This window comes from Bacillus sp. 2205SS5-2, assembly GCF_037024155.1.
Classification (GTDB): domain Bacteria; phylum Bacillota; class Bacilli; order Bacillales; family Bacillaceae_K; genus Bacillus_CI.
Genome location: NZ_JAYKTS010000058.1, coordinates 1 through 12,574, shown reverse-complemented (window position 1 = coordinate 12,574; position 12,574 = coordinate 1). Strand labels below are relative to the sequence as shown.

Annotated in this window: 8 protein-coding genes; all 8 read right to left on the bottom strand. The window is 38.8% G+C overall.

The annotated features are described in order from the left end of the window. Positions 1-100: 100 nt before the first annotated feature. The gene (locus U8D43_RS20615) at positions 101-307 is read right to left on the bottom strand and encodes a DNA alkylation repair protein (protein WP_335873028.1); all 207 of its coding nucleotides are present in this window, start codon (positions 305-307) and stop codon (positions 101-103) included. 739 nt (positions 308-1,046) lie between these two features. Continuing rightward, positions 1,047-1,709 carry a type 1 glutamine amidotransferase domain-containing protein gene (locus U8D43_RS20610; protein ID WP_335873027.1) on the bottom strand — a complete coding sequence of 221 codons (663 nt, stop codon included), beginning with the start codon at positions 1,707-1,709 and terminating at the stop codon, positions 1,047-1,049. Between the two features lie 93 nt (positions 1,710-1,802). Beyond that, positions 1,803-2,438 carry a YczE/YyaS/YitT family protein gene (locus U8D43_RS20605; RefSeq protein WP_335873026.1) on the bottom strand — a complete coding sequence of 212 codons (636 nt, stop codon included), beginning with the start codon at positions 2,436-2,438 and terminating at the stop codon, positions 1,803-1,805. Between the two features lie 523 nt (positions 2,439-2,961). Next, positions 2,962-4,803 (bottom strand): cation:proton antiporter, encoded by a 1,842-nt coding sequence (locus U8D43_RS20600; RefSeq protein ID WP_335873025.1) that lies wholly within the window; start codon positions 4,801-4,803, stop codon positions 2,962-2,964. Positions 4,804-5,428: 625 nt separating this feature from the next. Further along, complete coding sequence (locus tag U8D43_RS20595; protein ID WP_335873024.1) at positions 5,429-7,591, bottom strand: DNA topoisomerase III; 2,163 nt, start codon at positions 7,589-7,591, stop codon at positions 5,429-5,431. Between the two features lie 243 nt (positions 7,592-7,834). Then, positions 7,835-8,545, bottom strand: coding sequence for a trehalose operon repressor (gene treR / locus U8D43_RS20590; RefSeq protein WP_335873023.1), 711 nt, complete (start codon positions 8,543-8,545; stop codon positions 7,835-7,837). A 118-nt stretch (positions 8,546-8,663) separates the two neighbouring features. Beyond that, positions 8,664-10,349: an alpha,alpha-phosphotrehalase gene (gene treC / locus U8D43_RS20585; RefSeq protein WP_335873022.1), complete on the bottom strand. Its 1,686-nt coding sequence runs from the start codon at positions 10,347-10,349 to the stop codon at positions 8,664-8,666. Positions 10,350-10,365: 16 nt separating this feature from the next. Continuing rightward, positions 10,366-11,781, bottom strand: coding sequence for a PTS system trehalose-specific EIIBC component (gene treP / locus U8D43_RS20580; protein ID WP_335873021.1), 1,416 nt, complete (start codon positions 11,779-11,781; stop codon positions 10,366-10,368). Positions 11,782-12,574 lie beyond the last annotated feature (793 nt).

Sequence of the window (12,574 nt, the reverse complement as noted above, 5' to 3'; positions counted from 1 at the left end):
AGCTATCATTTATCTCATTTACAAGACTTCTTTTAATAAATGATCTCCCAATTGATTGGTTATCCGAAATGAGTGTAGTTTTAAAAAACGCCCGGATTTTCTACGGGATTAGTTTGCCTGAAAATGGATAATCAACACGCCTGGGTTTCCCATACTCTTTTAAAAAGCTTTTCAGCAAAGCATTTCGTTCCGGAGTTTTGATTCCGAGATAAGAAAATTGATTTCTCATATACTGCTCCATCGCTGGGGCGCTTTCATCATTTTGATGAAAGCGAAAATAGGTTGTTAACGTTTGTGAATAAGTCATATTATACCGCCCTCTTTTTTTCTTGTGGATAAGCATAATTATAATGGTTTTTTTCATCAATTGTTCGATTAACACTTACTTATCCCCAACATTTATACACAAATCCCCAACAAAAGAAATTATGCTTCTTTTCAACATTTTTTTGAGTGTGGATAACCAAAGGTGGTTCAATGACAACCACTCCCTCACATTTCTTCATAAATTTGGCTCTTCGCTATTTAGTGTTGACAAGACAATTTTCTAGGGTTCAATTGATGCTACCATTTTAGCTTAATGTCAGGATTCTACATATTGATTAAAACAAGCGAAAAACCAAACCGGACAAGGGAATGAGTTCAATTGCTCGCTCAGCATTCACCACCTGTTACAAGAATAATTGATTGAGTTCTGAAACCTACATAGTTGTTTGAACTAAATACTAAATAGCGAAGAAGCATAAATTTTTAGATTTATGCACGACTTTCTCCTTTTACGCACCACTTTTCCCTTTTTGTGCACGACTTCTTCTCCTTTATGCACGACTTTCCCCTTCTTGCGCACACTCCCCCTATTTAGCGTCTTTCTCCTTAGACTCTTAGAATAGGTTGGTTTCTATAAAACTTTTGATATCAGACCTAGGAATCCCTCAAGATATTGCCCATAAAAAAACACCACACTCGGAAAAGCTGTGGTAGTCCAAAAAGAAGACGCGGGACATAAAACTTCCCACGTCATCTCTACTCCTCAATATTACTAACTATTATTGATTTAACAATTTCACAACTGCTTCCGCTGCACTTTGTCCCGACTGCGGATTTTGTCCAGTGACTAGCTTACCGTCAACGATTACATGATCAGCCCAGTTTTCTTTTGTTTCAACATGTGCACCTAATTCTCGTAGTTTGCTTTCAAGTAGAAACGGCATTAACGAATCCAAGCCGGTCTCTTTCTCTTCTCGATCGGTAAAAGCTGTCATTTGCTTCCCTTCGACCAAAGGTTTTCCGTCTGAGCGTTTGGCACCAACTAGTCCAGCCGGTCCATGACATACTGCGGCAATCACCTTATCTTGATTAGAAAACGCCGTTAAAATTGATTGCAATGACTCGTCCTTTGGTAAGTCAAACATCGTCCCATGTCCACCTGGCAAAAAGATTCCATCAAAAGAATCAGCTTGATATTGTGCTAATTTATCTGTATTTTGCAGAACTTCCATTGCCTCTGACCACTTCTTCTTTTCCTCTTCATTTGTGCTATTCGGATCAATTGGTATTTCCCCGCCCTGAGGACTTGTCACTGCTACCTCAAATCCTTGCTTTTTAAATTCTGTATACGGTTCAGCAAACTCAGAGAACCATAATCCGGTTTTATGCTCTGCATCCATTTGACTTGTATTAGTTAATACCATTAGTATTTTTTTACTCATTTCTCATTCTCCTTCCAAATTCATCTACAATATATATTTTACCCACCAAGCACCTTAGTAAAACAACCAACAACAAAAAACTCTCCTCATACCTTAGTGAGAAAGAGTTTTTGCATTCCATTTTATTAAACAAAAGTGTAGAAAACTTTTGGATTGTGGTAAGGAATAATTTATTATTGTACCTAGTAAAAAGGCGATAACAATGGTTCCGATTCCAACCGGACCACCAAGTAGCCAACCGAACAGAAAGACCACTATCTCTATCGCATTTCGAACCCACTTCACACTCCAACCGGTTTTTTCCACAAGAAGTAGCATCAAGCTGTCCCGAGGACCGGCACCAAAATCAGCTGATACATATAAACCAATTCCATACCCTAACACGAGCAGACCGACACAAAAGACAATTGCTTGACCTATTACGGAGTGAACATCTGGCAAAATCAATAAAAACATATCAATAAACAAACCCATTAGGAGCATATTGAGCCAAGCCCCCATTTTCGGCCATTTCTTAGTAAAAATAGCCGTAACAGAAATAATTAGAAGCCCGACAATTATGGACCAAGAGCCTATCGTTAAACCGAGTTGTAAAAAAAGTCCGTAATGAAAGACGTCCCATGGACCAATTCCAAACATTTTCCCTTTTATAGTAAGAGCAATTCCTAACGCTAAAATAAGCAATCCACCTATGAAAAACGACCAACGAACAACTTGTTCCTTGTTCATTCTTTTCACTTCCTAATCTATTAATCTATAACCTTTTCAATGTAACATAGGATAAAAAAAGAAAAAATTTCACTATTCACATTGAAATTGTTGGGATTATACAAATCAACGAAGCTTTTGCTAAGGTTTCAAAATGTAAATGGTATTAAAAGTCCTACAGCCATCTAAGCTGTAGGACTTGATCTGTAGGTAAGGACCAAAAAAATTTAATAATGGTTTTGGTGTCTATACAAGGAAACTAGAAAATTCACTTAAAACATTTGACTCTATGGACTGTCTAAATTATTCAAAATGTTACCAGTCGGATAGACTTGCTTTACTTTTTTAAAGAACGCATGAAATTCTTTAGCAGTGTATTGATTGTAAGTGGTATCCATTTGGTTTAACGTATTTCCAAACAACTGCAAATAATTGGTCTAATTTTGTTCATAAATTTAACGTGAAATAGATGAAAATTCTTCTAAATCAATAATTTTGTTAAAAATGATGGTTGATTTATCTACTAATTCAATTGGAACGAACGTTATTCTTGTTCACGTTGTTCTTGTAATTTTTCCTTTATTTTCTTGAATTCTTTACTCGGAGGCATGAGGGCAATGATCGTATCATCGGGCTCACCTTGTAACTCTTGATCTGTAGTGAAAAATTCGAGCTTCCCCGAAGGTTTAAAAATGAATAGTAAGACGGTTTCCTCATCTCGATCTTGTAAATACTGGTCATAATCGTACTTCTCTGAAAGAGTCGTTTTTCTCATAATGTAGCCTGATTGAACTTTTGAGAGCAATTCTTCCCATGTATCTTCTTCACGAAATAGGTTCCGCCCTCCAACTGTATGAACTAGATCATCTAGATCATCATTTTGGTGATTTTGAAGACTTAATTGAAAAATATTATTCCTTCCGATTGTCGGCACATAGGTCGAACATACAAGCGCGTTATAGGAGTCTAGTTCCGTTGCTGCAACCATATATTCATACGGCGTTAAATCTAATTTATACTCTGTTTGCTCCGATAATATTTCCCCACGGTAGGAAGGGACCCCTGATTTCCTTGTAGATACCAACCTTTGCCAAGAAGAATCAATAATAAGGACAGGAATTTTCAACTCTTGTAGCGTTTGAGCTAACGTTGTCGTAAATGAATTACCGCCAATAATCAGAACTCCTGGTTGATTGTGAATCGCTAAATCCAGTTTCCTAGCAAACCACCGAATCGAGAATCCATGTGCACAAACGGTTGAAAAAACGAGCGCAAACGTTAAAGATGTGAGAATCGATGCTTCTTCAAATCCTTCCTCCATCAACACAGAGGCTAAATAACCCGACACGGTTAAAGCCACAATTCCTCTCGGGGCAATCCAACCCAATAATGTTTTCTCATTCCTCGTTAAATCTGTTCCTATCGTTGAAATCCAAATAGAAGCCGGACGAACGACAAAGAGCATCAATAGAACAAAGGCAAGTGTACGCAATTGGAATACTTCTAAGAGAACTTCTCTAGTTAAAGAAGCGGTAATCATGACGAAAATCGTTGAGATCAGCAAGACTGATATATTTTCTTTAAAATGCCTCATATCTTCAATAGAAGATACCTTCATATTAGCTAGCATCATCCCCATCGCCGTAACGGCTAATAAGCCTGTTTCATGCATCACTTCGTCGGAAATCGTGAAGCAAAGCAAGACGACCGCAAAGACCACAGGCGATTTTAAAAACTCTGGTACGTGACCTTTTTCGAATAGCCATCCAATTCCATAGCCACAAAATAAGCCGAACCCCGTCGCAAAGAGTGAGGCTAGTAAAAAGGGCAGAAGAACCGTTCCACCTTCATCGGCAGCTAAAAATTTAACAATTTCGAAGGCAAATACAGCTAGCAACGCACCAAAAGGATCGACGATAATTCCTTCCCACTTCAGAATCTTTGCAGGACGTGGCTTGAGCTTTGCCTGTCTCAATAAAGGTAGAATAACCGTTGGACCCGTAACAATAAATAACCCACCGATCACAAGGGCTACCGACCATGTAAGTCCTGCGACATAATGTGCCATGACCGAACCCAATAACCATGCAATAATAGCTCCAAACGTGACAATGCGAAACACCGATTTACTTAAACCACGCACTTCTCGTAAATCAAGATTTAAACTTCCTTCGAATAATATGATTGCTACAGCGATCGATATGACCGGTTCATATAAGGAACCAAAGTCCTCTTCTGGATGAATCCAACCAAAGATAGGACCAACTAATAGCCCTACAATGGACATCACCACAATCGCAGGTAACTTAAAGCGCCAAGCTACCCATTGAGACAACACCCCTAAACCGCCAATTAACATTAAATTAAATAATAATGAATCCGGCATTTGTATCCCCCTCGACTTTCGTTTTTTCTTTCTCTTTTTATTAGGCTGTTTTCGCAAAGATTGTTCCTTTTCGTACCAGTTGATCCTCTATTATTTAGCTTTGTTTCGGGCATCGTTTCGTCTGTTTTTGATGCAAATCAACAGTCAAATGGATGGTTTAGTCAAAAATCAGCTAAAATCGCCACAATGTATACGAGAAGATGCCCACACCAAACTGATTCACAGTGGGTATACTGCTACGAAAACAGAATTTTATATCTCTAACGACTAATAAGCATTTCACGAATTTTTTAATGCTTGAACGGAATCCTTTTCCCTACTATACCCACTACAGATACAAAACAAGCCACATAATTTGGAAATTTATATGTATTAGATTTAGGGTACACCAAATATGATCTCGGGGTCTAATGATTTGGACGAAAGTCTTTTCTTGAATTTGTTGTTTTTTTACTTAGATTTATTGGCATTCGTCCTCTTGACGCCCAAGTGCGAGTTGATCTGAGCCCACAAAAAAAGCAGGGAGTATCCCTGCTTTTTTTGTGGGCTCGGATAGCTTGTTACTAAGGATGGCTTCTATTCTTGTCAGTGACCACCTCAAAAAATGCTACGAAAAGAACCTGATTTAATCAAATTTTAATTTGGCTAACGCTTCTGCTAAGGCAGAATTAACTGGTTCATCCTTTTGTTGATTTTTCATATAGGACTGAACGTCGCGCTTAGTTGCTTTGCTGTTTTTCGTTTTGCTTTTTCGCTCTTGAAAGGTGGAAAGTTTTTCTTTATGTCCACATCGACAAACGAAAATTTGACCTTCGCCTTCCCCTTTTAGCTCAAGTTTCTTATGGCAATTCGGACAGCGAGCATTCGTCGTTCGGGCCACTGTTTTTCGATGCCCACATTCCCGGTCTTGACAAACAAGCATTTTACTATTTTTCCCCTGCACTTCTAGTAAAAACTTTCCACAATCAGGGCATTTAGTTCCCGAAATATTTTCATGCTTGAACTTTTTATCGGTCTGTTTAACTTCAGCAACTGCTTGTTTCGTATACCCTTTAATTTCTTCAAGGAACACTCGTTTATTCAGTTTTCCTTTGGCAATTCCCTCTAGCTTCTGTTCCCATTCTGCCGTCAATGCCGGTGACGTAAGATCTTCAGGGGCTAATTCTAGCAGTTGTTTTCCTTTTTGAGTTGCATGAAGATCTTTTCCTATCTTTTCAATTAAAAAAGATTTAAATAGCTTCTCGATAATATCCGCTCGAGTCGCAACCGTTCCTAGGCCACCGGTTTTGCCTAACGTCTCTTTCAGCTCTTTGTTCTCACCTTCTAAAAACTTCGCTGGATTTTCCATTGCGGTTAAGAGCGTCCCTTCATTAAAGGGCTCTGGCGGCTGCGTTTTCCCTTCCGTTAACTGGACAGAAACATTGCCTAATAACGATCCTTTTTGCAATCTTTCCCCAGATAGCGTTTTTTTATCCAACTCTTCTCCATACACTGCTTTATATCCGACATTCGTAACCGCATCTTCTTTTGACAGAAAGCGTTCCCCTTCCATGCTCACTTCCACTGTTAAGCGTTCATATTGGTAGGGAGGAAGGAAGATGGCTAAGAAGCGTTTAACGATTAAATCATATATTTTTCTTTCTTTATCATCGAGCTTCGGAAGAAATGCAGTTTGCTCTGTTGGAATAATCGCATGATGATCGGTTACTTTTTCATTATTAACATAGGATTTCCCTAGCTTGATGTCACCCTTGATTTTACTCGTAATATAGCGATATTCTTTTATGGAACAGGCTTTGATTCGCTCTGTTAACGTGCCGACTAGGTCCGTGGATAAAAATTTGGAATCTGTTCGCGGGTAGGTTACCAATTTATGTTGTTCATATAATCGTTGCAAAATCGACAAGGTTTCTTTCGCTGAATACCCAAATACTTTATGCCCATCACGCTGTAGTTCCGTTAAATCATACAGGCTCGGAGCGTATTTCTTTTTCGCATGAGAGCTTATCATCTCAATTTTCGCTTGTTTATTTTTTAATTTTTGTTGGATTTTTTCTGCCTTTTCCTTCTCAAATAGACGAGTGTTATTTCCTTCACGACTTTGCCATTGATACGTTAATTCAGGCGTTTTCAACTGAAGTCCATAAAACGCTTTCGGTTGGAATGCTTTAATTTCTTCTTCTCGTTTCGCAATCATAGCTAGGGTTGGTGTCTGTACCCTTCCACAGGAGAGCTGTGCATTGTGTTTGACTGTTAACGCTCTCGAAGCATTCATACCGACATACCAATCTGCTTCTGAGCGAGCAACAGCGGAATGATATAAGTTTTCATAGGCCTTTCCGGGTTTCAAGCTGTTAAACCCGTTTTTGATTGCCTGATCGGTTACAGAAGAGATCCATAGGCGTTTGACCGGTTTGTTCACCCGCGCCTTTTCAAGAATCCACCGAGCAACCAATTCTCCCTCACGACCAGCGTCCGTGGCAATCACTACGTCTTTAACATCTTTCCGGTTCAGTTGCGCTTTTACTGTTTGAAATTGCTTGCCCGTCTTCTTTATGACAACGAGCTTCAACGACGGAGGTAGCATCGGTAAATCTTCTGACCTCCATGTTTTGTACTTTTCATCATACGTTTCCGGATCGGCTAAAGTAACAAGATGACCTAGCGCCCACGTGACAATATAGTTTGACCCTTCTAAAAAGCCATTTCCACCTTGCTTGCAACCCAGCACTCTCGCAATATCTCTGCCAACAGATGGCTTCTCTGCTAATACTACTGTTTTTGCCATATTAACACCTACATCCTCTCTTCTATACGTCTAATTTTTCATCATTTGTAAAGGTTTTTTTCCTATGCACTGTTGCTATTGAATCCATCATTTTGAGGAAACACTCCGTTTTGCAGAGGTTTCCTCAAAACGATTACGAAAAGATGACCCGAAATCAAGTTAAACCAAGATTAATAGACGGGTATGCATGTCAGCAAACTTTGCGAAAACAATCTTTTACAAAGTTCTCCACTGAACCCATCCTCATCTTCTAGCAAAATCAACAAAGCGAAATTTATCCAGTCGATGCCTTGATTCTGTATATTGAAAAATATCGGCATGATCAAGATAGACATAATTCTTCACCACAACAACATGACCATATCCCTTTAAATCTAAAAATTGTCGATCTTTCTCATTACATTCTTCTGCGACAATTTCTTTTTTCGCAAAGCTTATCGGTAGACCTAACTCATCTTCAAGATACTCATAAATGGAGTTTTTACAAATTTCTGTTGTGAGCAACGGAACATATCGTTTTAAAAAGTAGTCAATATCTAATATAATCGCTTCTTCTTCAATCCTTCTTGAGCGGACCACTTTCCAGACCTTTTCTTCTTTGCCAATGTTCATTTGCCGTTGCAGAAATTCATCTGCATTTATCAGCGCGACTTCATGAACAATAGTCTCTGTATCTTTATGCATCTTTTTGGCAATTTCTTTAAAGCTAACTAAACCCGAGATAGGAAAGTCAAATTTATGAATATCCAGGACAATCGAGCCCTTACGATGAATTTTTTGAATATATCCATGCTGTGAAAGCAGATTCAGCGCTTTTCGAATTGTTTCTCTAGATGTTTGATAGTAATCCACGAGTTCATGTTCAGATGGCAATTTGGACTGAGGTTGGTACGTTCCTTGCTTGATTTTCATAGCAATCTCTTCATATATTTGCGTATATTTATTTTGCTTCATATTATCACCTATGATTATTATACCATCTAGCGGTCTCCTTATTGTAGCTGACGATTGACGACTATCAATGTGCTAAAACACTAAAACCCACAGTTACATAACTATGGGTTTTACAAGCTTATATTTTTTTAAAATAGAAGACAATCGATTCATATGGTCGAAGCTTTATCGTAGTTTCACTATTCCTACTGTCGTCATAATTAGACAGAAGTACTTCACTTGAATATCCTTCTAGATGGATATGTCTGGGCAGAGTGAACGTTGTCGAATTACTGTAGAAATTATTCACCACCAACAGCTTTTCATCGTTTCCCTCCCGAACATAAGCAAAAACCTCTGGGTGATCACCATCTAATAGCTCGTAAGTTCCGGTTGTGATAATATCGTATTCTTTACGAAGCTGAATCAATGATTGATAGTGATAAAACACTGAATCCTTGTCCGATAACGCTTGTTTTACATTAATTTCTTTATAACCCGCTCCTACGCCGATCCACGGTTCACCCTTTGTAAATCCAGCGTGAGGTGCGCTCTCCCATTGAACAGGGGTACGAGAATTATCTCTAGATTTTTCTTGCAATATACTCATGATTTCCTCGTGGGAAGTCCCTTGCTCTGCCAAAATCTGGTGCATATTCAAAGATTCTACGTCCCGATACTGTTCGATCTCTGTAAATTTTGGATTGGGCATACCAATCTCTTCACCTTGGTAAATATAAGGTGTTCCCTGCATCATATGAATCGTTGTCGCTAACATTTTAGCCGACTGCTGACGAAACTTCCCGTCGTCCCCAAATCGAGAAACGATACGAGGCTGATCATGATTACACCAAAACAGGGCATTCCAACCACCACCGGCGTTCATTTCGACTTGCCACTTGGAAAGAATTTGTTTCAGTTGTAGAAAATCAAAATCAGCAACGCTCCATTTTTCTCCATTTGGATAATCTACTTTTAGATGATGAAAGTTAAACGTCATACTTAGCTCACCGCGTTCAGGTTTCGTATACTGAATACAGTGATCAACCGTTGTAGACGACATCTCTCCTACCGTCATGGCGTCATATTTTGAGAACACTTTCTCGTTCATTTCGTGCATAAACTCGTGAACACGTGGACCGTCTGTGTAAAATTTCCGACCATCTCCCGGAGCGACGAATCCATCATCACTTGGAAATTGTTGATTTTTCGAGACCAGGTTAATAACATCCAATCTAAAGCCATCGACCCCTTTTTCAAACCAGTACGTCATCATATCATACAGTTCTTGTCGAAGGGATTCATTTTCCCAATTTAAATCCGCTTGGGTAACATCAAATAAGTGGAGATAATATTGCCCGGACTTCTCATCAAACTCCCACGCATTTCCACCAAATTTGGATTGCCAATTAGTCGGCTCACTTCCATCGATGGGATCCTTCCAAATATAATAATCTCGGTACGAATTATCACTTGACTGGAGTGCCTTCTGAAACCACTCATGCTCTGTTGACGTATGATTGACGACAATATCCATAATCACTTTAATCCCATGCTGATGAGCTTCAGCTAGTAATCGATCGAAATCCTCCATTGAACCGAACTCTTCATGTAATGAATAATAATCACTAATATCATACCCATTATCACGTTGTGGAGATTGATAGATCGGCGTAAGCCAAATCACATCAATCCCTAATTTCTTTAAATAATCCAACTTCTCAATTATCCCATTAATATCTCCTACACCATTTCCTGTCGTATCGTAGAAGCTTCTTGGATAAATTTGATAGACAACGGCCTTTTTCCACCAAGGCTGTTTCATGCTTACACCACCCGTATTAGTTTTTTGCTTTTCTCGTTTTCGCAATAAGGAATGTTACCACAAATGGCACAACAAGAACGATGATCATTCCAACAAAGAAAACGAACCATTTTTCTTGTGGAATAGAAATAAATCCAGGTAAACCACCAACACCGATTGAAAAGGCTTCTACTCGATTAATCGTAATAAATAATCCTGCAATCGCTGATCCTGTTATCGCTGCGATAAATGGGTATTTATATCGTAAATTGACCCCAAACATCGCCGGTTCTGTGATCCCTAAATATGCAGACACGGCAGAAGTAAACGATAATCCTTTTAGTTTTTCATCTTTTGTTGCAAACATCATCGCAAGTGCCGCAGATCCTTGCGCAATATTGGATAACGCTAGCATTGGCCATAAGAATGTTCCCCCTGTACTACCAATTAACTGAATATCTACCGCCAAGAATGTATGGTGCATTCCTGTAATAACGAGAACGCCGTATAATCCACCATAAATCAATCCGCCAATAGCAGGCACAAAATCAAACACGGCGACGAGTCCGTCTGTTAAAGCATTCGCAATCACAAATGTTACCGGACCAATTGCTAAAAAGGAGATAAAACCAGTAATTAATAAGGCGAGAGGAGCAACAAGTAATAATTGAAATGCATCTGGAATTCGTTTTCTTAAGAACAATTCAATCTTCACGAGCACCCATGAAGCAATTAAGATTGGAAGGACTTGACCTTGATAACCTATCTTCTGAATTTCTAGACCGAATATATTCCACGTTGGAACGCCACCATCTTGAACGGCAGACGAATAGGACCAAGCGTTTAGTAAATCAGGGTGTACAAGCATAAGTCCGAGAACCATCCCGAGTAGTTCACTACCACCAAACTTCTTCGCTGCCGACCAACCTATTAAACCGGGCAAGAATACGAAGGCGGTATTCGCAATTAAGTTAATGATGGCCGCAAAGTCACTCCATTGCGGATAAACCTGCACTAATGATTGTTTATCAAAGAAAATCCCTGAACCTGTGAGAAGATTATTAATCCCCATCAATAAACCGGCTGTCACGATCGCGGGTAATATCGGGATAAAGATATCGGCTAACGTTTTAACCGCCCGCTGAATTGGGTTTAAGTTTTTTTCTGCTTCATCTTTTATATCCTGCTTTGATGCTCGTCCAATTTCAGTTTGATCAATCAGCTCATTGTAAACTTTATCAACTGTTCCTTGCCCAATCACCACTTGAAATTGACCATTTGTCGAAAAGGAGCCTTTCACTAAATCAATACGTTCAAGTGCCTCTTTATCTACTAAACTTTCATCCTTTAAAGCAAAACGTAGTCGTGTAACACAATGTGTGGCTGCCGCTATGTTTTCTTTTCCACCAACTGCAGTGACAATCGCTTCAGCAGTTTTTGAATGTTGACTCATTGTATTTCCTCCTCTTTTTATATCGTAATCGCTTTCATTTTTACCAAAGAAGTCCTTACCCTAATCAGCAATTACAGTGAATACTAGAAATAAATGCAATTTTTATCTTGTATATACAAGATGTTTATACCCATAGTATATCTTGTATATACAAGATGGTCAACAAGAAATCTCTCTTACTTTACCTGTAAATATCAAGTTTTAACGTTTAGATTTTTTCCAAGCCCTTATTACGTTGAAAAGCAGGAGGTAAATCAATCAACATCAGACTGTAAACATGATTTAAAAAGGCTTCAGACATTATTTCATTTATTTTTTGATGGAAATCAACAGCGAAATGGAAAATTAAATCAAAAATCAGATGAAATTGCCCCGATGAACAAGAAAAGAATCTTTCCTAACGAAAAATTTTTGATTTTTATATAAGGCTATTTTCGCGAAGATTGTGGCTTTTCGAACCAGAAAAGATTCCATGATATGACTACACTACGGGTCATCTTTTCGTATCAATCGGTAGTTAAGTTTAGAAAAAAGGACGATTTTCATACAGAATTTCACCTTTGAGCAACAATTAATACGAAACCCCATGTCCTGTCAGACACCGCAATGAATGAAAATGGGGTCTAGCGGTTTAATGATGCATTAAACCGTTCATCCTGTTAATGCAGGTCTGAGGTCGCCTCTTTTTTGGTGGATAAAACCCCGTTTACGAAACCGATCTAGTACATTCATGAGTATCGCCTATTGTTGCCATGAGCACGTGTATAAAAATACAAGCTCAAGAATGTATGAC